This is a genomic window from Hymenobacter translucens, from assembly GCF_020685205.1.
GTDB classification, from domain to species: domain Bacteria; phylum Bacteroidota; class Bacteroidia; order Cytophagales; family Hymenobacteraceae; genus Hymenobacter; species Hymenobacter translucens.
On sequence record NZ_JAJERB010000001.1, the window covers coordinates 687119 to 706681 of the forward strand.

Here is a 19563-nt window from a genome sequence, read left to right on the forward strand (position 1 = left end):
TTAATTGAAGGAGCAAGTTACCAGTTCACAGCCAACGACCGGCTTCCGGCGGCCGCCCCGCATCCTGACTCAGACCCCATGATTTCGTCTCTCGCCTCTACCGATCTGCTGCCCAAAGTTATTATGGGCGTAGACCCCGGCACCCAGATTATGGGCTACGCCGTGATTGAAGTGACCGGTCAGAAGGTTAAGGTGCTGTGCTACGACGTCATCGACATGAAGAAGCTGGGCGCCAACCACGCCCTCAAGCTCAAGCGTATCTTCGAGCGGATGCTGGAACTGATTGACGAGTACCTGCCCGACGAGCTGGCCATTGAGGCGCCGTTTTTCGGGGTAAACGTGCAGAGCATGCTCAAGCTGGGCCGGGCCCAGGGCGTGGCCATTGCCGCCTGTCTGTCCCGCCAGATTCCCTACGTGGAGTACGCGCCCACCAAGGTCAAGCAGTCGGTAACCGGGTCGGGCTCAGCTACCAAGGAGCAGGTAGCCCACATGCTGCGCCAAACCCTGACCCTGCCGCCCATCGAAGAGGCTTCCAAGTTCCTGGACGCCACCGACGCGCTGGGCGTGGCGCTCTGCCACCACTACCAGAAAGGCAACAACGTGAAGGCCGGAGGCAAAAGCTGGGGCAAGTTCCTGGCCGACAACCCCGGCAAGCTGGCCGCCCCGGTAGCCGGCAAAAAGGCCGTGGCCTCGCGGAATAAATCAGCGGCCTAGCCCACACCCTTCCTACTTCGGCCATACGTACGCCACCGACCAAGCTTCAAACTCCCGGACCTGGGCCGTGTGCTATTCCAGCCACTGCTTTACGTCGGGCTGGTCAGCGGCGGAGTGAATGAGGTAGCTGAAAACCGGGACGTAGCCGGCTTTTTCCAAAGCGATGAAATAAGGCGCATAGTAGTCCCAGGCGAAGCCCTGGTGGCTGCCGCTGCCTTTCTCCGCCATGTTCCGGCAGCTGGTGGAAAGCTTATCGGCAACCAGCTCAGTGGGCTTCTTATCCTTGTTCTTCTCGTCGTAGTCCAGGGCCGAAGTCATGGTCAGAAGCATGTCGGTCTGGGCATAGCCTAGCGGCGGCAGGGCACTCAGCGCACCAATCAGGGCCCGGCGGTGAAAAGACGTCAGTATACACACGTAGCAATAAGGAGCAGGATTAGCCCCACCAGCTACGCAGTGGGGGTCGGGCAGCCAAGCGGCCGGGCTAAATATCGATTTCCCCTTTCAGATACGTCACGGCGTAGCCGCTCATCAGTACCCGGTCGCCGCGCAGCTCGCACCACAGGTCGCCGCCCCGGGCCGACACCTGGCGGGCGCGCAGGGTGGTTTTGCCCAGCTTTTCAGCCCAGTAGGGCACCAGCGTCGTGTGAGCCGAGCCCGTGACCGGGTCTTCGGGCACTCCGACCCGGGGTCCAAAGAACCGTGACACGAAGTCCACGTCGCCCGAGCCGGGCGCCGTCACGATGACCGCCCGGTATTCAACTTTGGCCAAGTGGGTCATGTCGGGGTGGATAGCCCGGATTTCCGCTTCGCTGCCGTAAAGCGCCACCAGATCAGGGCCGGCCAGAATCTGGAGCGGAACTTGGCGCAGGCCGTCGATGAGGCCATCGGGGTGCTGGGTCAGGGGCTGGGGCGGGCGGGCCGGGAAGTCGAGGGTGAGCCGGCCGTCGGGCTGGCGCGAAACGTGCAGCGGGCCGCTGCGGGAGTGAAAGGTGAGCGTGTCGACGGTGGCGCCGAGGTGGTTGAACAGCACGTGGGCCGAGGCCAGCGTAGCGTGTCCGCAGAGCTCAACTTCCACGGCGGGCGTAAACCAGCGCAGGTCGTACTCGCCGGCGGCTCCTTCGCGGGCTACGAAAAAGGCCGTTTCGGCCAGGTTGTTCTCGGCGGCAATGGCCTGCATGGTTTCGGCGGGCAGCCAGGCCGGGAGCGGGCAGATGGCGGCGGGGTTGCCGGCAAAGACTTTATCGGTAAAGGCGTCGACCTGGTAGATGGGCTGGGGCATGAGAAAGCGGAATAAGTTGGGCGTTGCGCCGGCAAGCTAAAGCATCCCGTGCAGCCGGCCCACCGCCGAGCTGAACTTTGCGCCTGCCAAGCGGGTCGATTCAGAGCTTCCGGCCGGAGCCACACATTTTTCACCCGAGTTGTCAGCGTGCTAACAAACTGAATTTCCACCACTTAATATTCTCTGCCGGTAGCCGGGCAATCCGATTTTCGAATTATTTTTAGGGCTACGCAACCTCGCCCTGAGCCCACTGGTCATGGGTGCAGAAGGTTTTGCAAAGCTTACTACTCTCTTCTGCTGCCCCGCGCCTGCATGCCGAAAATTGAAGAAATCCTGGAAGGCTGTCGGCGCGGAAACGCCTCGGCGCAGCGGGCGCTCTATGAGGCGCTGGCGTACCGCCTGCTGGGGGTTTGTTTGCGCTACTGCCCCTCGCGGGCCGAAGCGGAGGATGCTTTGCAAAACACGTTCGTCAAAATCTTTACCCGTCTCGATCAATACACCGGTCAGGGTCCCTTTGAGGCCTGGGCCCGCCGCATCGCGGTCACTACGTCGCTCACGGCTTACCACCGGCACCGGCAGCGCGGGCAACAGGTAGAAGCTGAAGAAGCGGAGTCCGTGCCCTGCCCCGAGCCTACGGCCCTGGACCAGCTTTCGGCCGCCGAGCTGGTGGCGCTGCTCAACACGCTGCCGCCCGGCTACCGCACGGTACTCAATCTCTACGCCATCGAAGGCTACACCCACGCCGAAATAAGTGAGCTGCTGGGCATTTCCGAAGGCACGTCCAAATCCCAGCTTTTCCGGGCACGGCGCCTCTTGGAAGAGCGGCTGCTGGCCACCGACCAGATTGCACAATCATGACTGAACACGAATCGGAAGAACTATACGAAGAGCTCCGGCAGAAGCTGGCTGATTTTGGCAGCCAGCCCTCGGCCGGGGTCTGGGCGGGCATTCAGAGCCAGCTTCAGCCCCCGCCCCCCGCTCCCAAGCCCTGGTATCTGCGCCGCCGGGGCACCTCTCTGCTGCTGGTCGGGCTGGTGCTGGTATGCGTGCTGATTGGGCTGCGTCAGCAAAAGACGACCCACGTCACGGCTTCTGCCAACCCGGCAACCACGTCAGGAAGCCGCGGGGAAACGACTGAAACAGCTCCGGCCGCTTCCGCGACCCGGATTTCAGACGCCGGAGCCAGCTCTGCGTCCGAATCAGCCAAGCGCCGCCCCGCCACCACCTCCCGGGAACTGGCCGCCCGCTCCGCAGCACCCTCCCCGGCGTTAATCTCAACGACGACAGCCCGTGCCGCTGCTGCATTGTCTGAGCAATCCGGCCCGGCCCGCAAGATGTCCCGGCCCCTGGCTTCGGCAGTGCCGACCCGGCGCTCAACCTTCGTGAGCGGCCGGTCGGTAGCAGCGGCCAGACGGCGCAAACGCCCGGTGCTGGTCGCCGTGCTGGACACCCGTCCTGGGTCGGCAACAACCGCCAACCAACCGAACGATCGGGCTGGCCGAGCGGCGTCTGGTGTCCGGTTTCCTTCCGCACCTGCATCTTCAACTGCAACTTCAACTGTTACTGCACCTACAACTGCATCTGCCCTGAATCCGGCGGAGGTGCCGGCAGCCCCGCACGCTTCCGTCTTGGCCAACGCTGCCGGTCCGGTCGCAGCCCCTTCCCTGCTGACGTCAGGCTCCACAAACGAACTAACGCCTCTGAACCGGATAGCCAGTGTGCTGCAGCTGCCGGCCGCACCCGGGTTCTCTATGCTGACAACAGCAGTTACCTTACCAGAGCCGGAGGCGAAACGCACCTTGCCAAACCGGTGGTCGGTGCAGCTGCTGGCCGGCCCGACCCTCTCCTACCGTCAGCTCGATACTGCCGGGCGGGCTAGCCGGCCCGAGGCCTACGAGCGGGCCACGACGGGCTACTCGGCCCAGGTGGGCGTCACCTATGCCGCTGGCCCGCGGCTCAGGGTGCAGGCCGGGCTCGGCTACGCGGAGTACGCCACCCGGCTCGACGTGAACCTGGTGACGCCCCAGTACACCGGCAACCGGTTCACGGGCAACCGGGAGCAGCGGGTACAGCAGCGCGACACCTACCGCTTCGTAACCGTGCCGCTGCTGCTGTACTACGAACTGGGCGAGCGGGGCGCATTTTCCTACAGCGTGCTGGGCGGCTCCACGGTGGCTTTCTACACCGGGGGCCGCACCACCCGCCCCGACGCCTGCCTGTGCGAAGGGCAGCAGACAACCTGGGGCACCACGAACAATCCCTATAAAACCGCTTCGGTGGGCCTGACGCTCGGGGCCGCCCTCAATTACCAGCTCACGCCCCGGTGGCAGCTGCGCCTGCAGCCTGCCGCCAACTATTCACTCACGTCCCTCACCAGGCCTGACGCGGGCCTGGCTACCCGCCGCCTGTGGGCGCTGGGCGGGCAGGGCGGCATTTCCTACAACCTCCGCTAAGCTTTCCCCTCGCTCAGCTACCCCGAACTGGCTATGACCGGCCTGGTCAGAATGGGGCGCTGCGCCTATTCCTCACGCATTTTTCCTGACGACCGTATATGAAAAAGCTCTTTTTATTCGGCCTGCTGGCTGCCCTTACCTCCCTGAGTGCCTGCCAGAAGGAAGCCGACGAAATTATCTGCGACCCGGTGGTTGCGCCCGATCCAAACAACCCCATCCAGGCGTTTATCAACCGGCACCGGGCGCCCTCGCAGTTTTTCACCTACGACCCGACCCGCACCAATAGCTTCACCACCGCGAAAGGTGCCCGGCTAACTGTTCAACCCAACACCTTTGTGCTGCCTGATGGCCGACCATTGCCGGCGGGCCCCGTGCAGCTGGAATTCCGCGAAATTCAGGACAAGGGCGAGATGGTACTGAGCGGGACTCCCACCGTATCCAATGGCAGCCTGCTGGAATCCGGCGGAGAATTCTTTCTAAAAGCGACGCAGGCTGGGGTAAAGCTCCGAGCCAAGCGCGCCATGAACATTACGCTCCTCATGCCAGCCGGCTTGAGCAGTTCTTCCGGCATGATGATGTTTTCAGCGAACCTGAACGGCGTCATGGCTGATAGTATGCAGCAGGGCGGGTTTAACTGGCAGCCCTGGCAGAGTGGCGGGCTGGATTCAACCTTCGTCATCGGGACGCCTGTTCCCCTGCCTGGTACACCACAGGTCGGCTCGTTCCGGATTCAGCTTGGCACCGGCCTTTTTCAGCGTGACTCGATGAACTGGTTTAACTGTGACCGGTTCGTCAACGTCACCCAGCCCCGCACCACCGTTACGGTTATGGTAGCCGGCGACCAGCCCAGCCCCCAGAACACCCGGGTATTCCTGGTGTTCAACAGTCTGAACGGGGCTATGCAGTGCTACCAAACCAGCTCGCCGTTCCGGTTCGTGACCTACAACGTGCCCACTACTATGTCGGTAACGGCCGTCGTAATGCGGGCCTACCAGGGCAAGTTCTACTTCGGCAAGCAGACGGCGGTGGTAGCCCCGGGCCAGACCTTTGCGCCCACGCTTACCGAAATGACGGAGGCCGCGATGGTAACGGAACTAAAGCGCCTGTAAATACCTTATCCTGGTAGCTTATTTTATATGATTGATACCGAAAGGCAGCCCGTAAGGCTGCCTTTCTCTTTTTCCGTCAGCCCCGGATTATCTGCCCCCCCATGATAACCTCCCGGACCGGGTTTTCGCCGAGCCAGTACGGAATTTCCTGGTAGTCGCGCACGTCCAGCACCAGTGCGTCGGCCTGCTTGCCCGGCTCCAGGGAGCCGATTTCCGAAGCCAGCTCCAGGGCCCAGGCCGCGTTGATGGTAACGGCGGCCAGAGCCTCGCGGGGCGTCAGGCCCATGTTCAGGCACGCCACCGACAAAGCCAGCCACAGATTCTTGCTTGGGCAGGAACCCGGGTTGAAATCGGTACTCAGCGCTACGGGCACGCCCTGCTCAATCAGTTGCCGGCCCGGGGCGTACTGCTTCTGCCGCAGAAACAGCGGTACCAGCGGCAGCAGGACCACTACCGTGCGGCCCTGCCGGGCAATAAAGGCGGCATCTTCGGCATTGAGGTAGTCGCAGTGGTCCACGCTGGCGGCCCCCAGCTCGGCGGCCATGCGGCTGCCACCCAGGTCGTGGAGCTGCTCGGAATGAATTTTCAGCTTAAAGCCCATCGTCTGGGCCTGAGCCAGGAAGTTGCGGGACTCGGCCACACTGAAGGCCCCTTCCTCGCAGAAAATGTCGACAAACTCGGCCTCGCCGCGCAACTCAGGCAGCACGTCGGTCAGCAGGTAGGCCAGGTATTCGGCATTGCGGCCCTTGTACTCGGGCGGCACCACGTGGGCGCCCAGAAAAGTCGGGACGACGCGCACCGGCTGCTCTCGGCCGGCCTGCCGGGCCACCCGGACCAGCCGCAGCTCGGTTTCCCGGTTTAGCCCGTACCCGCTTTTGGCTTCGAGCGTCGTAACCCCGTAACGGCGAAAATCCCGCAGGTGGCGCAGGGCATTGTCCAGCAGCTCGGCTTCGGTAGCGGCCCGGGTGGCGCGCACCGTGCTTAAAATGCCGCCGCCCGAGGCCAGGATATCAAGGTAGGACTCTCCCTGCAGCTTGCGCTGAAACTCATGGGCGCGGTTGCCGGCAAACACCAGATGGGTGTGGCATTCCACCAGGCCCGGCATCACGACCCGTCCGCCGGCATCCAGCACCTGCGTAGCCGTGGTAATCTGCGTCTCGTCGAGGTCGGCCATAGCGCCCAGGGCCACGATTTTGTCGTCTTCACAGGCCAGGTAGGCATCGATCAGAATCTGCCAGTCGGCTAGGGCGGGCCCGGTAAGAGGACGGCCAGCAGGGCCGCCGGCCAGGGTCAGCAGCTGGCCGCAGTTGCGAATAAGCAGGGTGTACGCCACGGGGAAAGGGATAAGAAGTGCGAAGCTGCGAAAATAAACCGTTCCGGCCCGTCGAGCGCGCTACTGAGCCCAGAGCAGGTGGATCAGCCGGGGACGGCGGGCGAAATAAAAGCGGCCCGGTAGCCGGGCCGCTTGCTTGGATCAGCGTACGGGTATCGGAGCTGAGAACGGGCTATTTCGCCCCTTCTCCTTTGCCGCCGGCTTTGGCCTTACTACCGGCCGCCGCTGACTTGCCGGCGGGAGCTTTGGCAGCGGGAGCCTTAGCTGCTTTGGGGGCCGCCTTGGCCTTGGTTTTGGGAGCCTCCTTTTTTGGGGCGGCCTTCTTCGCGCCGGTGGCAGCCTTGCTGCCTTCGTCCACGAGGCTGTTGACCTTGCGGGTTACTTTCTTGGCGGCTTTTTCAACCGCCCCTTCCACAACGCCCAGCACAGCGCGGGTGCCGTTTTCGGCCAGGGAGCCCACGGTGGTGGCGACGGTATCGGTGATGCGCGCGGGCAGGTCTTCTACTTTTTCCTTGCCTACGCTTTTCTGGGCGGCCGCGCCGGCTCCCGACTTACCTTTGGCGCTGCTGGCTTTGGTACCGGCAGCCGGCTTCTGATTCTGGGCGCGCTCATCGTCGCGCTCGGCTTTTTGCTTGCTCATGGGAGAGAGTTTTGGTAGAAAAAAAAGGTGACGGCTACGCGGCGAAGCGTAATTACCGGCTAAAACGAAGTAAAAATGAGCGAGTTGCCTTCAGCGGCAGTATGATTTTTCCCGGACCCTGGTTTGACATCAGCTTCTCTCCTTCTGCACGGGCAGCGGCGTGGCCCCCACACCGGCTATTTTTGACCTGTCGGCTCCTGCTGCCGTATTCCTGCATTCACCTTTTCCGGCTTTCTATGCGCGCCCTGCTGCTCATCGACATTCAGAACGACTTTCTGCCCACCGGGGCCCTGCCCGTCCCCGAAGGCGACGCCATTATCGATCTGGCCAACCGGCTGCAGGCGGAAATGGACCTGGTTGTGGCAACCCAGGACTGGCACCCCCAGCATCACCAGAGCTTTGCCTCCGAGCACGCGGGCAAATCAGCTTTCGACGTTATTGACCTGCACGGGCTGGAGCAGGTGCTGTGGCCCGACCACTGCTGCCAGGGTACGCCGGGAGCCGGGTTTGCGCCGGGGCTGGACCTAAACCGGGTGGAGGCCATCTTCCGCAAGGGCACCAGCCCCGAAATCGACAGCTACAGCGGCTTCTTCGACAACGGCCACCGCAAGTCTACCGGCCTGGCCGACTACCTGCGCGGCCGGGGCGTGCGGCAGGTGTACGTAATGGGGCTGGCTGCCGACTACTGCGTGTATTTCACGGCGAAAGATGCCCTGCAGGAAGGCTTTGAGACGTTTCTCATCGAAGACGCTACCCGGCCGATTTCCGCCGAGGGATTTGAAAAAGCCAAAGCCGACCTGCTCCAGCGCGGGGGGAACATTATTCACTCCACCAGTTTGCTGGGGTAATTTTTGTGTCGGCTGTGCTTACGTCAGCAGTCAGTATAGCGTCTGTCATCCTGGGCAATCCACAAAACCCGGGTTCAGCTTACCGGGTTGTATGCCAAACTCCTGCCTCATGGACGATGCCCCGCTTATTCTGACGTTGGCCCTGGATGACGTAAGCGCGGCGTGGTTCAACGAGCTGCGCCGGCAGCACTTTCCGCCGGAACGCAACTACCTCGCCGCCCACCTGACGCTTTTTCACCATTTGCCGCCGGCCCATCGGAGCCTGATTGAGCAGGAACTGTCGGCCCGCTGCCAAAAGCTGGCGCCGCTGCCGCTGGAAGTAGCCAGCGTGGACTTCACCGGGCGAGGCGTGGCGTACCGCCTGGCAAGCCCGGCAGTGGAAGCCCTGCACCGGGAGCTGCAGACGCTCTGGCAGCCCCACCTCACGCCCCAGGACCAGCAGCGCCGCCGGCCCCACGTTACGGTGCAAAACAAAGTGGCGCCCGAAACCGCCCGGGCCGTGCATCAGCAGCTGGCCGCAGAGTTCCGCCCGTTTCTGGCCACCGGCACGGGGCTGCAGCTCTGGGCCTACCGGGGCGGGCCCTGGGAGTGGCTGCGCACGTTTTCGTTCGAAGGCCGCTAAAAGCCCGATCAGCATTTTCTCAGGGCTTCTGATCCAGCGCGGCGGTGAAAAGGCCTTGTTTGGCGACAGTTCCACCTGCTGCGGGCTTTTCCGCCGAAATACCACCCCCGCCAGCCGGATTTTCCCGTACTGCATCAGGTCTAAACCGATACCATATGAGTACTTCCGATAATCTGCCGGCCGAGCAAACCCCGGACGTGGTCCTGATCGGGGCCGGCATCATGAGCGCCACGCTGGGGCTGATGCTCAAGGAGCTGCAGCCCGACCTGACCATCACCATCATCGAGCGGCTCGACGTGGCCGCCGCCGAAAGCTCCGATGCCTGGAATAACGCCGGCACCGGCCACTCGGCGTTCTGTGAACTTAACTACACCCCCGAGCGGCCCGACGGCTCCATCGACATCAGCAAAGCCATCAAGATTGCCGAGTCGTTTGAGGAGTCGAAGCAGTTCTGGACCTACCTCACGGAAAAGTACGCCGTCAAGGAGCTGAGCCGCTTTATCAACCACATTGCCCACATGAGCTTCGTGTGGGGCGAGCAGAACGTGGAGTACCTGCGCAAGCGCCACGCGGCCCTCACGCAGTCGCCGCTGTTTGCGGGCATGACCTATTCCGAAGATCCTCAGCAGCTGCAGGAATGGATTCCGCTGGTGATGGAAGGCCGGGAGCCGGGGCAGAAGGTGGCCGCCACCTGCATGGAGCTGGGCACCGACGTCAACTTCGGCTCCCTCACCCGGGGCATGTTCACGCTGCTCCAGCAAAAGCCCGGCGTAACGTTTCTGTTCAACAACGAAGTGACCGGCCTGCGCCGCAAAGAGGACGGGCGCTGGCGGGTAAAGGCGACCAACCGCGCCTCGGGCGACAAAACCCGGGTGCGGGCTAATTTCGTGTTCATCGGGGCCGGCGGCGGGTCGTTGCCGCTTCTGCTGGAGTCGGATATTCCCGAAGGCAAGGGCTTTGGCGGCTTTCCTGTGAGCGGACAGTGGCTGAAGTGCGTCAACCCCGACATCATTCAGCGCCACAATGCCAAGGTGTACGGCAAGGCCTCGGTGGGTTCCCCGCCCATGTCGGTGCCCCACCTCGACACGCGCATGATCAACGGCAAGCGGGAGCTGCTGTTCGGGCCCTACGCCGGCTTTACCACCAAATTCCTGAAGCAGGGCTCGTTTTTCGACCTGCCGGCTTCTATCAAGACCGGCAACATCCGTCCCATGCTCATTGCCGGCATCAAGAACATTCCCCTCACCCGCTACCTGATCAACCAGGTGCGGCAGACGCCCGACGACCGGCTGCTGGCCCTCAAGGAATACCTGCCCAACGCCCGGCCCGAAGACTGGCAGCTCGAAATTGCCGGGCAGCGCGTGCAGGTGATCAAGAAAGATGAAAAGGAAGGCGGCGTGCTGGAGTTCGGAACCGAGGTGGTCAGCGCCGCCGACGGTTCCCTGGCCGCGCTGCTGGGCGCCTCGCCCGGTGCTTCCACGGCCGTTTCCATCATGGTCGGGCTGGTGCAGCGCTGCTTTCCGGAGCAGGCGGCTACGCCCGAATGGCAGGCCAAGTTCCGGGAGATGATTCCCACCTACGGCCGCAAGCTCAACGAGGACCCTCAGCTCGTTGCCGAAACCCGGGCCCATACCAGCGCCGTGCTGGGCCTGGCCGCCCCGGTGAAATCGTGAGACGCTTCTGTGTCGGCTGATGAGCTGAAATGCCAGACAGTCCGCGTCCGCAGGGCGGCGTATTCCACCAGTAAAAGCCCCGGCGTAGGAATACGCCGGGGCTTTTTCATTTTCAGGGGTTTGTTTAGTGCCCGGCAAGGAGAATTTTGCCGGCTTATCGTGAGTTGCCGGCCCATTTCCTCCGTCTTCCTTCTTAACCCACTCCCTGTTCCGCCACTACCGAGAAAAGCAGAGGCAGCTTCCGGCCAAGCGGCCCCACAACGTACTGGCCTTCGCCCACCAACTCCGCATTAGCGAAAATCGGATAGGGCGAGTAGTCGTACTCGCGGAAGCTGCTGATCGACAGCCCCTGCCCAAGCAGGCTGCTGACTACCTCGCTCAGGCTGTGGTTCCAGGTAATGGACTGGTGTGTGGAGCCGCTGCCGGGCGCGGCGTAGCTGCCATTTTCGGTTTCCAGAATGCTTCCCTGGTTGAAATAGCTGTGGTCCACCCGGGTAAAGTCGGAATCGTACATCCATACTACCGGATGAAACTCCACCAGCACCAGGCGCCCGCCCGGGCGCAGACAATGTGCCACCACGGCCGCCCACCGGTCGAGGTCAGGCAGCCAGCCCAGGACCCCGTAGCTGGTATACACCACGTCGAACTGCCCCGCCGGGAGCTGGCCCGGCAGGCTGTACACGTCGGAACAGATAAACTCGGCGGGCACCCCGATGTCCTGGCTTAGCTGCCGGGCCGCCGCAATGGCCTGGTCTGCGAGGTCGACCCCGGTAACGCGGGCACCAAGCCGGGCCAGGGAAAGGGAGTCCTGACCGAAATGGCACTGCAGGTGCAGCAGGCGCTGCCCGGTCACGCTGCCGAGCAAGTCAAGCTCAGGCTGATTCAGTGAGGACCGGCCGGCTTTAAAGGCTTCGACATCGTAGAACGCCGACTCCAGGTGGGGGCCGGTCCAGTCATTCCACATTGCGCGGTTCAGGTCAAGATAAGGCAGATCGGTACTCATGGGCATGGTTGGAAAGAATTTAAAAATAGGAACCGGACGCCTTTTCGCCGCTCATCGGCCCTTTTTTAAACGCAAAAGGCCCCTGCTGCTCACAGGGGCCTTTTGCATCGGGAACGAACTGCCGGTTACATCATTACTGCGGGGGCAGCGGGGCTTTCGGGAGTAACGTTCATGGCTACCGTGCGCTGCGTGGTCGTTTGCAGCTGCAGCTCGTAGCGGAACTTCTCTTTGCCCACCTTCACGACTACGGCGTACTTGCCGTCCTGCATGTCGCGGAAATTGAACTTGTGACCGTGTACTACGCCGGTGTAGCCTTCCTTGAACAGCGTGCGGCCGTTGGCAAGGTTTACGATTTCCAGGGTTCCGGCCTTCTGCTGGGGGTTGCTGATGCGGACGCGGAAGCTGGTTTCGTCCATTTTTTCAACGGCTACCGGCTGGGGCTGCTGGCCTACCTGAGCCAGGGCCGGACGGGCTGCGAAGGTGCCAACGAAGCCGGCCAGAACGACCAGGGTGCGCAGGGCAGTGCGGGCGGCGGAAGAGGTTTGGGGGAAGCGGAAGGAGATTTTCATGATAAGTAAGGTTTTTTGTGTCTGTATAATTGGTAGATAGAATGTCACTCTTAAGCGTTGCCCAATGGTTTCAAAAGAGTGTAGAAAACATTCTGACTAATACATAATGCCCTGATATTCAATGGAATAATTTTTACGTTTTTTTTGACTTGACAACTTCCGCTCAGAAGCAGCTGACAGCTGCCATTTTGAGTTGGCTTGCTGCATATGGCAACGGGATTCAGAGTTGAACAACTAAGGCTTCATCCTCCTTCCTGCGCAGTGTTCGGACCTGAGCCATTGGCCTGGGCTTACCCGCCGTTGCTAGCGGGCGGGCAAAAACACTTCCGCCAGCATGCACCGGGCACTGCCGCCCCCGATGGTTTCGATTGTCGGGATAGGCAGGGGCAGCAACTTGGCGTACCGCCCCAGTACTGCCCGCTGTTCGCCCGTGAGGGCATCGTAGGCGCTTTGCGACATTACCAGCAGCTCCGCACCAGCGGCCGACTCCAGCGTCAGCATGTTGCCGGCGAAACGGGCTACCTGCTCCCGCGAAATTGCCACTACTTCGTGCCCCGTGTCGGCTAGTAGCTGCTGCACCATCTTTCGCTCGGCCTCATCGGCGATGCTTTCCAGGCAGACCACGGCAAACCGCGCCCCCACGCACATCATTACGTTGGTGTGGTAGATGGCGTGGCCCCGGGCGTCGAGGGCGTGAAACGAAACGGGGCGGTACGCCAGGCGGGCGGCTACATCCGCTAACAGCACGGCATCAGTGCGGGGCGAAAGCGCAGCGTAAACGATGCGGTGCTCATGGTCGAAAATCATGCTGCCGGTGCCTTCCAGAAAACGACCCTCTTCCTCCATCCCCGACAAGTCGATGATTTCGCTGATCTGGAACTGCCGGCCCAGAATGCTCACGATATCCGGGCGGCGCTCCGGGCGGCGGTTGGGCGCGCACATCGGGTACAGCAGCACCCGGCCGTCGGGGTGCAGCGTCAGCCAGTTGTTCGGGAAGACGGCATCGGGCTTGGCAGGCTCGGCGGTGTCCTCAAACACCAGCACTTCCACGCCCGCGTCCCGGAGCCGGCGCACGGCTTCGTCGAACTCGGCAAAGGCCAGGCTCTGCACGGCGGCTTCGTCGAGGCTGCCCAGGGCTTGCTGAAAATGGTTGGAAACGGCCGTTTCGGCATTAAAGGAAAACCGGGCGGGGCGAACCAGGAAAACGGTACGGGCAGACTGCATAAGCGTGAAATCAACCCCGGACGTCACCTTATTTGCCGGGGTGAGCAAGTTGGCAAATTTCCCGCGGGCAGCCCGGCTTGCCCTATTCGGCGGGTGCCCCAGGTCCGGTTCGGAGATTTCACCGCTGTTGGGGCCCCACGCTATGATTGCATCCACTGATGCGCCTGCTGCTCACCCTCACCCTGCTTCGAGCGTATCTGACCACCTCTGCCCAGGTCTTTCAGCCGGGCCTCGATGTGCTGGCCAACCGCGACGTGTTTACCGCTAGCTCTACTCTGGGAGTTCGCCTCAGCGGCCGCACCGGTACCAAGCCGACCCTGAACTGACTTTGCCGGGCCCACAGGCTGATGAGAGCCAGCCCGACGGAACGCTACAGCTTGTAGGCCTTCAGCTTGTCAGCCGTGAAGACGTACACGATGTTATCGACCGGATCAAACATATAGTCGGCCGACTTATCGTCAATCTGCACGCTGCTTTCGCCTTTGCCGCTGCGCTTGTTGAACTTGACCAGCTTGAAGCCGGCCGCGTCCCCACCTTCGGCTTTGGTGAGCATGAGCTGATAGTTCAGGGCGCTGGCAGTGCGGGCAAACCGGTCCCGCACGTGCTTCCCGGCATCTCCGCTCAGCCCCTCGTACGACTCGGCCGTAGCGGCCCAGACCATCCGGTCGGTTGCGGTACTGGTGGCCTTGGTCCGGCCTTCCGCATCGTCGGCACCGAAGCTGGCGGCGGCCAGGGGCAGGGCGTGGTTCCAGGCGCTGCCGCCGGCGGGAGCCAACTCTTCGCTGTAGACCAGCTTGCCCTTGAAGTCGACTTTCGCCACGCCGAGGCTGCTGAGCACGACCACTCCGTCGTCGGTGACTTCAAGCTGGGGTACTTCCTCTTCCTGAAGCTTTAGCGGCAGCTTGTCCTTATACAGCAGTACCTCCTCGCCTTTCGTGGGGTTCACGCGGCCCAGGTAGCCGTTGTCGAAGAAGTAGATGTCGTCGTTGAGCTTAAGGTTGGACTTGCTGGTGGGCGCGAAGTACTTGGTCCGGCCCGACGAGGCGTAGGTCTTCGGGTCGAAGAAGTCGATGCACACGGCGCTCTGCACGCCCATTCCCTTGCCGCTCGTGAAAATCTGCCCGTAGTTCTGCCCCCCGGTGCTAAAGGTTTTCTCGGCTTTGAGCTTGAGGTTGCCCAGATCAATCTGCTTGATGGTGGAGCCTCCCACGGTGCTGGTGCAGATAACGAACAAATCAGGGCCCAGGTGCTCCATGTCGCCGGCGGTGCCGATGATGCTGACCTCGCCGGTCTTCAGCTCCTGACAGTTCACCTTATTAAAGAGACGTAACGCCAGTACGCTTTTCGTTTGCTGCCCGATGATGACTTCCTCCGGACCCAACTCGTGGTAGATCAGCTGGGTAGTGGCCATGGGTGCTTCGGCATTCACCTGCCCGGTCAGCAGGTTTACGTTGCTCAGGTAGCCATCCTTGAGCACGCCCACCATGTCGGGGGTGCCAGTAGGAAAGACGGCAAACGTGGCGCTGGGCCCGCCCGCGGCCGGGGCCAGGGACTTGAGCGGGGTGTTGAATAGCAGCTTGCCGCCGCGCGAGTCCACGGCCGTAACGCCGAAGCCGGAATAGAACAGCACCCGGCCGTCGGCGGGGCGGTCCACGACTTTCAGGGGCTGGGCCCGGCTGTCTGATACGGGCAGAGAGACCAGCTTTTCGCCGGTTACCGCATCCAGGACAAGCACCTCGGTGGCTTTGTCGCTGGTGCCCCACACGAGGATGTTACCCGATTTCACCACCCGGTTGGTCAGGTGCCCGACCGTGCCGGGATGATAGACCACTTTGCCGGTTGTGCTGTTGATAATCTGGCTGGGCAGGGTGCGCGACACGACCTGCACGAAGGTGGTACCGTTGATAAGCCGGATGCCCGAGGCCTGGTCGGCCTTGGCCTGCCAAAGCTCCTCGCCCGTAACGCGGGACACGCACTGAAGCACACCGGCGCGCAGCATCAGGATATTGCCATCAATAGTAAGGCCCCGCTGTTGGCAGGGCCCGGTGGCCGGTTTGGCCCAGAGTTGCCCAACCGTGGGCGCGGGGGAGGCCGGCGCGGCCCCCACCTTATCGGGAACCGCCGGCACCGGCGCCGGGTCCGCCTTGGGCGCGGGAGCCGCCGGCTTGGAAATCGGGTCGACGGGGGCACTCACCGGTTTGGCTGCGGCTTTTTCCAGGGTCAGCTGCTCCGCCACGACGGGCTTGGCAGCCGGCGCGGCACCGGCCGGCACCGGCTCTTTGGCAGCCGGCTCGGCTACGGCTACTTTGTCCTGGCTTGCTGCCAGGGGCTGAGCCGGGGCCGGCTCTTTTTCTTTGGCGGTAGCAATGGCCGGCTCCCCGGTTGCGGCCGGAGTGCTGGCCGGGGTGCCGACACTGGTCGTCTGCTCGGCGGGCTTTGGAGCGGCCGGGGCGGCCAGGCTGCCACCGGAAGCGTCGGCCGGGGCGGAAACCATCTGCACGGGCACTGACTGCGACGCAGGCGGATTGCTGACCGGCTGCTCGATCATGATTACTTTTTCCTTGGGCGTGGTCGTTTCGCCATTGATAAACTTCTCCCGCTTACCGTTGGAGTAGATGATCATGAACACGTCCGTCTTCTTGATATTATAAAGCGGACCATCCAGAAAATCGAAGCGCTTATACTTGATAACGTCTTCGGTTATTTCCAGCACCTTGGTTTCAATCTCGGTCTTGTCGTTGCGCAGAATAACGTCCTGCGCCTGCCCGCTAAGCGTAGCCAGCAGCAGGGCGACCAGCACCAGAATCATTCGTTTACCGGTTGCCCGCACCCCGGTGTGCAGGGCCGGAGCCAAGCCTACGTTTGTGTACAGTTGTTTCATAGCGGCGGGGTGATGAGCAAATGAATAAAGACGAGCTTTGGGGGCTTTGGCACGAGTTCAATGCCCCAGCCAGTACTTAGCTAGCATAGTACAAAGAACGTAAAATTTGTGCTTTTTCCCAACAAGCAGGCAGCAGCAATTCGCTGCCGTGCTGGCAGATAGGGCAAGAATGCCCCGCGCAGGCCTTATTTCCCATTCCAGGACCCGTCGGTATTATTCAGCGAAACCCGCCAAGCTCTCCGGTACTAGTGCTGCAGCAAACGGGTGGAGGCCGAGCCGGTGGGCGTCAGCACACGGAGCAGGTAGAGGCCCGGGGCCGGGGCGAAAGGCAGCGGGTAGCGCTGACGCGCGGCTGAGGGCTGGAGTTGCACCTCTCCCACTACCCGACCCACCGGGCTAAGCAGCTGCAGCCGCACCGGCTGGCCCTGAGCGCCCTCAACCTCTACTTCTGCCTGCCGGCCCTGCACCGGGTTGCCCAGCACCCGCACCTGCAGCACAGCCGTTGTCCGGCCCGGGCCCACGGCCGTGAGCCGGCACTGGGCAGGCACATCGGTCGACCAGTCGGCGGGAACCATGCTCAGCAGGGTTCCCAGGTGGCCGTGCCCGCTCACGTCCAGGGCCACGGTGCCGGTGCCTTCGTTGCAGGGCCAGTACCCTTCTAGCCCGGGCGCCGTGGCGCTGACCGCGCAGGCGTTGGCCTGAATTTCGGCTGTCGTCAGCGCCCGCGTCCAGACGCGCAGCTCGTCGAGCGAGCCGCTCAGCATCCGGTTGCCGTCGTAGTTGCGGCCAAAGGTGAAGACCCCGCTGGCAGCCGCATTGCCGCTTACGCTGAGTGTGGCGTCGAGCTGCCCATTTACATACAGTTTCATGGCCGAGCCGTCGTACGTGGCGGCCACGTGGTACCAGGTATTGGCCGACAAGGATGTCGCGGAATTCAGCTTACGGCCCATACCCCCGATGGTAAGCACAAACTGCAGCCGGTTGGCCGCCAGGCCGGCGTCGCCGAGGCGGATCAAAGCCGTGTTGTTGCTGTCCTCAATGCCCATCACGCTGGAAATAAACGGCGAGACGGTCTTAAAGGCGGCAGGCTTCAGCCAGCACTCCATGCTCAGGGCCGGGCCGCTCAGGTTAATGGGGCCGGCGTCCACGTACTTGGTAGCTCCGTCGTAAAGCAGAGCGCTATTGCCGCTCCCACTGCCCGGGGCTACCACGGTGATGTAGCTGGTACGGGTCAGGGAGTCGCGGCCGGCGGCATTGCTGGTCCAGAGCTTGATGGCGTAGGTGCCCGCCGCCGCGTAGCTCACCACCGGATGCACCGCCGTGCTGCTGGCCGGCGTACCGCCCACAAACGTCCAGCGGTAGGCCGTGCCGTTGGTGGTCGAGTTGGTGAGTTGAATAGGCTGGTTGGTTGTCACTGTCGTGGCGCTGGCGGTAAAGCTTACGACCGGGGCAGCCGTGGGCGCGCTGCTGCCATTAAACAGCCGCAGCCGGCCCAGGTTGAGCTGGTAGTTTGCTACCGGCGTGGCCGAGGCGGCCTGCACCCCAATAACGGCCAGCTCCCGCCCGGCGTAAGGGGCCAGGCTAAAGGTGCGCACCTCCCACTGGCTGGATGGCACCGCTCCCAGGTCGAGCAGCTCGGGCGTTGCCAGGTTGTCGGCGAAGTACAGGGCCAGGCGGGTGTTGGTGGCCCCGGCAGCGGCTTTGAAAATCAGTTCGCAGCTGGTCTGGGCGGTGATGGGCAGCCGGCTCTGGTAGAGCTTCACGGTGGCGCTGTTGGTACCGCTCAGGCTGCCGGCCAGCTTAAGGGAGTTGCCGGCGTAGTAGGCCTCGTCGAAGTCGAAACCCACGGTAACGGGGGCAGCGCCGGTTTTGGCCCACTGCCACGACGGCAGCAGACTTTGTTTAGCCATGTCGGTCCAGTTCTTCACGAGCTGCACCCCGTTGTTGGCAAACACCTTGCCCTGCCCTACCGAAAAGTAGGTATCGAAGGGCAGGGTGTGGATGACGCTGCGAACCGGAACGTAGTGGCCGAAGCCTTTCCAGCCGGTGGCATCAGGGATGGTGACGTCGAAATCGTCGCCGGCAAACAGGCGCTGCTCGGTGCGGTAGAAGCTGGCGTAGTCGGCGGCGTTGCTGCTGAAGCTGTTGAAGCCCCCGTTGTAGGTCAGGTTGGTGGCAAACAGACCAAACGAGAGCCGGGGCTGAGTCAGGTCGCCCCCCACGAAGTAGTTATCGGCCCAGGTAGTGCGGGCAAACATGGACTGGTTGGAGCGGGTCGGCCACAGGTCGGCGCCCATGTACACGTCGAACGGACTACGACCCAGGGCGTTGGCGGTAGCTACGGAGGTGTTGATGTTGGTAGCTCCCGACCAGAAATAATTGGTGAACATGGCGTCGCTGACCCGGGTCGGACCTTCCTGGAACAGCAGCTGGTTATTGGCATTCAGCGCGTTCTGGTAGGAGATGTTGCCGCCGGGCAGCATGGCGTCGTACCAGTGAATTTCCATTCCGGCGGGCCGGAGCTGCTGCAGCTGCTTGAGCAGGTTGCGAAACTCCGTGGCCGTGGCTGCCGGCACCGACGACTCCTGATTGAAAAACCAGCCGTCAAAGCCGTAGTAGGCGGCTACGTCGACCAGCTTGCGGGCGGCCGGGTAGTTGCCCAACGCATCCTTCTGAATCAGCACGTTCACGTCGGCCGCCGAAGTGAAAACGGAGCCGATAACCTTGACGCCGTTGCGGTGGGCGGTTTCCACCCAGGGCCGGGTGGGGATGGCCACGGGTCCGTCGAACCAGGTTAGCACGTCGATGTACTGCCAGTGGGTGAAGTTGAACAGGTTGAAGCGGTTCTGCTCGTTGAGGTAGCCGCCCCAGGTAGCCATGCCGTCGGGCACGTAGTTGATGCGGTGGCTGAAGCTCTGGGCCGGGTTGAGTTGGCTGGCGAGGCTGTTCTGCCGCGAAGCCAGGGGCACCCGGCTCACGTTGTCCGGTACGGCGGTGGGGCCGGTGGGGGTCCAGGCCAGCAGCTGGGTGGGCGTGAGCTTGGTGTACTGCGCCGCAGGCTCCATCTGGGCGGCGGCCCGGGAAATGCCCAGGCTGGTCAGCAAAATCAGGCTCAGCCAGACCCGGGACCGGACAGCAGAAAAGGTAAGGAAAGGCAGGAAGAGGTAGCGTTGTTTCATGCGGCGTACAAGGGGATGGATACGGTCGGATATGGC

The 19563-nt window shown here is 62.6% G+C and carries 17 protein-coding genes; 8 read left to right on the plus strand and 9 right to left on the minus strand.

The features are described 5' to 3' along the window. Window positions 1-78: 78 nt before the first annotated feature. Window positions 79-714, plus strand: coding sequence for a crossover junction endodeoxyribonuclease RuvC (gene ruvC / locus LJY25_RS02915; protein ID WP_227606723.1), 636 nt, complete (start codon window positions 79-81; stop codon window positions 712-714). Window positions 715-786: 72 nt separating this feature from the next. Here the strand turns inward: ruvC and LJY25_RS02920 are convergent, their stop codons facing one another. Both LJY25_RS02920 and LJY25_RS02925 read right to left on the minus strand, forming a co-directional pair. Beyond that, window positions 787-1128, minus strand: coding sequence for a hypothetical protein (locus tag LJY25_RS02920; RefSeq protein WP_227606724.1), 342 nt, complete (start codon window positions 1126-1128; stop codon window positions 787-789). Window positions 1129-1195: 67 nt separating this feature from the next. Continuing rightward, on the minus strand, window positions 1196-1993 hold the full coding sequence (locus tag LJY25_RS02925; protein ID WP_227606725.1) for a PhzF family phenazine biosynthesis protein: 798 nt from the start codon (window positions 1991-1993) through the stop codon (window positions 1196-1198). 312 nt (window positions 1994-2305) lie between these two features. On the opposite strand from LJY25_RS02925, the gene LJY25_RS02930 reads away from it, so the two are divergent. The 3 genes from LJY25_RS02930 (at window position 2306) to LJY25_RS02940 (ending at window position 5555) form a co-directional block, all read left to right on the plus strand. Next, the gene (locus tag LJY25_RS02930) at window positions 2306-2851 is read left to right on the plus strand and encodes an RNA polymerase sigma factor (RefSeq protein ID WP_227606726.1); all 546 of its coding nucleotides are present in this window, start codon (window positions 2306-2308) and stop codon (window positions 2849-2851) included. Beyond that, window positions 2848-4446, plus strand: coding sequence for a porin family protein (locus tag LJY25_RS02935; RefSeq protein ID WP_227606727.1), 1599 nt, complete (start codon window positions 2848-2850; stop codon window positions 4444-4446). Before LJY25_RS02930 ends, LJY25_RS02935 begins: the two co-directional genes overlap by 4 nt. A 98-nt stretch (window positions 4447-4544) precedes the next feature. Further along, the gene (locus LJY25_RS02940; protein ID WP_227606728.1) at window positions 4545-5555 is read left to right on the plus strand and encodes a hypothetical protein; all 1011 of its coding nucleotides are present in this window, start codon (window positions 4545-4547) and stop codon (window positions 5553-5555) included. 76 nt (window positions 5556-5631) lie between these two features. Here the strand turns inward: LJY25_RS02940 and hutI are convergent, their stop codons facing one another. Together hutI and LJY25_RS02950 are read right to left on the minus strand one after the other, a co-directional pair. Further along, window positions 5632-6888 carry an imidazolonepropionase gene (gene hutI, locus LJY25_RS02945; protein ID WP_227606729.1) on the minus strand — a complete coding sequence of 419 codons (1257 nt, stop codon included), beginning with the start codon at window positions 6886-6888 and terminating at the stop codon, window positions 5632-5634. Between the two features lie 172 nt (window positions 6889-7060). Next, window positions 7061-7528 carry a hypothetical protein gene (locus tag LJY25_RS02950; protein WP_227606730.1) on the minus strand — a complete coding sequence of 156 codons (468 nt, stop codon included), beginning with the start codon at window positions 7526-7528 and terminating at the stop codon, window positions 7061-7063. A 236-nt stretch (window positions 7529-7764) separates the two neighbouring features. Between LJY25_RS02950 and pncA the strand changes: the two genes are divergently transcribed. The 3 genes from pncA (at window position 7765) to LJY25_RS02965 (ending at window position 10671) form a co-directional block, all read left to right on the plus strand. After that, on the plus strand, window positions 7765-8376 hold the full coding sequence (gene pncA, locus LJY25_RS02955; RefSeq protein WP_227606731.1) for a bifunctional nicotinamidase/pyrazinamidase: 612 nt from the start codon (window positions 7765-7767) through the stop codon (window positions 8374-8376). Between the two features lie 91 nt (window positions 8377-8467). Further along, window positions 8468-8998, plus strand: a complete 531-nt coding sequence (locus LJY25_RS02960) for a 2'-5' RNA ligase family protein (protein ID WP_227606732.1) — start codon at window positions 8468-8470, stop codon at window positions 8996-8998. Window positions 8999-9153: 155 nt separating this feature from the next. Beyond that, window positions 9154-10671, plus strand: coding sequence for a malate:quinone oxidoreductase (locus tag LJY25_RS02965; protein WP_394799941.1), 1518 nt, complete (start codon window positions 9154-9156; stop codon window positions 10669-10671). Between the two features lie 193 nt (window positions 10672-10864). Here the strand turns inward: LJY25_RS02965 and LJY25_RS02970 are convergent, their stop codons facing one another. The 3 genes from LJY25_RS02970 to ctlX all read right to left on the minus strand — a co-directional run bounded on the left by LJY25_RS02970 (window position 10865) and on the right by ctlX (window position 13467). Continuing rightward, window positions 10865-11674, minus strand: coding sequence for a class I SAM-dependent methyltransferase (locus tag LJY25_RS02970; protein WP_227606733.1), 810 nt, complete (start codon window positions 11672-11674; stop codon window positions 10865-10867). Window positions 11675-11799: 125 nt separating this feature from the next. Then, window positions 11800-12243 carry a hypothetical protein gene (locus LJY25_RS02975; RefSeq protein WP_227606734.1) on the minus strand — a complete coding sequence of 148 codons (444 nt, stop codon included), beginning with the start codon at window positions 12241-12243 and terminating at the stop codon, window positions 11800-11802. 303 nt (window positions 12244-12546) lie between these two features. Beyond that, window positions 12547-13467, minus strand: a complete 921-nt coding sequence (gene ctlX, locus LJY25_RS02980; RefSeq protein ID WP_227606735.1) for a citrulline utilization hydrolase CtlX — start codon at window positions 13465-13467, stop codon at window positions 12547-12549. 158 nt (window positions 13468-13625) lie between these two features. On the opposite strand from ctlX, the gene LJY25_RS02985 reads away from it, so the two are divergent. Further along, window positions 13626-13793, plus strand: coding sequence for a hypothetical protein (locus LJY25_RS02985; protein ID WP_227606736.1), 168 nt, complete (start codon window positions 13626-13628; stop codon window positions 13791-13793). A gap of 44 nt (window positions 13794-13837) precedes the next feature. Here the strand turns inward: LJY25_RS02985 and LJY25_RS02990 are convergent, their stop codons facing one another. Further along, window positions 13838-16348 (minus strand): outer membrane protein assembly factor BamB family protein, encoded by a 2511-nt coding sequence (locus LJY25_RS02990; RefSeq protein WP_227606737.1) that lies wholly within the window; start codon window positions 16346-16348, stop codon window positions 13838-13840. Window positions 16349-16593: 245 nt separating this feature from the next. Then, window positions 16594-19527 carry an endo-beta-N-acetylglucosaminidase gene (locus LJY25_RS02995; RefSeq protein WP_227606738.1) on the minus strand — a complete coding sequence of 978 codons (2934 nt, stop codon included), beginning with the start codon at window positions 19525-19527 and terminating at the stop codon, window positions 16594-16596. Window positions 19528-19563: the final 36 nt, after the last annotated feature.

Bases quoted from the DNA above. Each gene is read 5' to 3' on its own strand.
- ruvC (WP_227606723.1), top strand. From the start codon at position 79: ATGATTTCGTCTCTCGCCTCTACCGATCTGCTGCCCAAAGTTATTATG.
- LJY25_RS02925 (WP_227606725.1), bottom strand. From the start codon at position 1,993: ATGCCCCAGCCCATCTACCAGGTCGACGCCTTTACCGATAAAGTCTTT.
- LJY25_RS02930 (WP_227606726.1), top strand. From the start codon at position 2,306: ATGCCGAAAATTGAAGAAATCCTGGAAGGCTGTCGGCGCGGAAACGCC.
- LJY25_RS02935 (WP_227606727.1), top strand. From the start codon at position 2,848: ATGACTGAACACGAATCGGAAGAACTATACGAAGAGCTCCGGCAGAAG.
- LJY25_RS02940 (WP_227606728.1), top strand. From the start codon at position 4,545: ATGAAAAAGCTCTTTTTATTCGGCCTGCTGGCTGCCCTTACCTCCCTG.
- LJY25_RS02950 (WP_227606730.1), bottom strand. From the start codon at position 7,528: ATGAGCAAGCAAAAAGCCGAGCGCGACGATGAGCGCGCCCAGAATCAG.
- pncA (WP_227606731.1), top strand. From the start codon at position 7,765: ATGCGCGCCCTGCTGCTCATCGACATTCAGAACGACTTTCTGCCCACC.
- LJY25_RS02960 (WP_227606732.1), top strand. From the start codon at position 8,468: ATGCCAAACTCCTGCCTCATGGACGATGCCCCGCTTATTCTGACGTTG.
- LJY25_RS02965 (WP_394799941.1), top strand. From the start codon at position 9,154: ATGAGTACTTCCGATAATCTGCCGGCCGAGCAAACCCCGGACGTGGTC.
- LJY25_RS02970 (WP_227606733.1), bottom strand. From the start codon at position 11,674: ATGAGTACCGATCTGCCTTATCTTGACCTGAACCGCGCAATGTGGAAT.
- LJY25_RS02975 (WP_227606734.1), bottom strand. From the start codon at position 12,243: ATGAAAATCTCCTTCCGCTTCCCCCAAACCTCTTCCGCCGCCCGCACT.
- ctlX (WP_227606735.1), bottom strand. From the start codon at position 13,467: ATGCAGTCTGCCCGTACCGTTTTCCTGGTTCGCCCCGCCCGGTTTTCC.
- LJY25_RS02985 (WP_227606736.1), top strand. From the start codon at position 13,626: ATGCGCCTGCTGCTCACCCTCACCCTGCTTCGAGCGTATCTGACCACC.
- LJY25_RS02990 (WP_227606737.1), bottom strand. From the start codon at position 16,348: ATGAAACAACTGTACACAAACGTAGGCTTGGCTCCGGCCCTGCACACC.
- LJY25_RS02995 (WP_227606738.1), bottom strand. From the start codon at position 19,527: ATGAAACAACGCTACCTCTTCCTGCCTTTCCTTACCTTTTCTGCTGTC.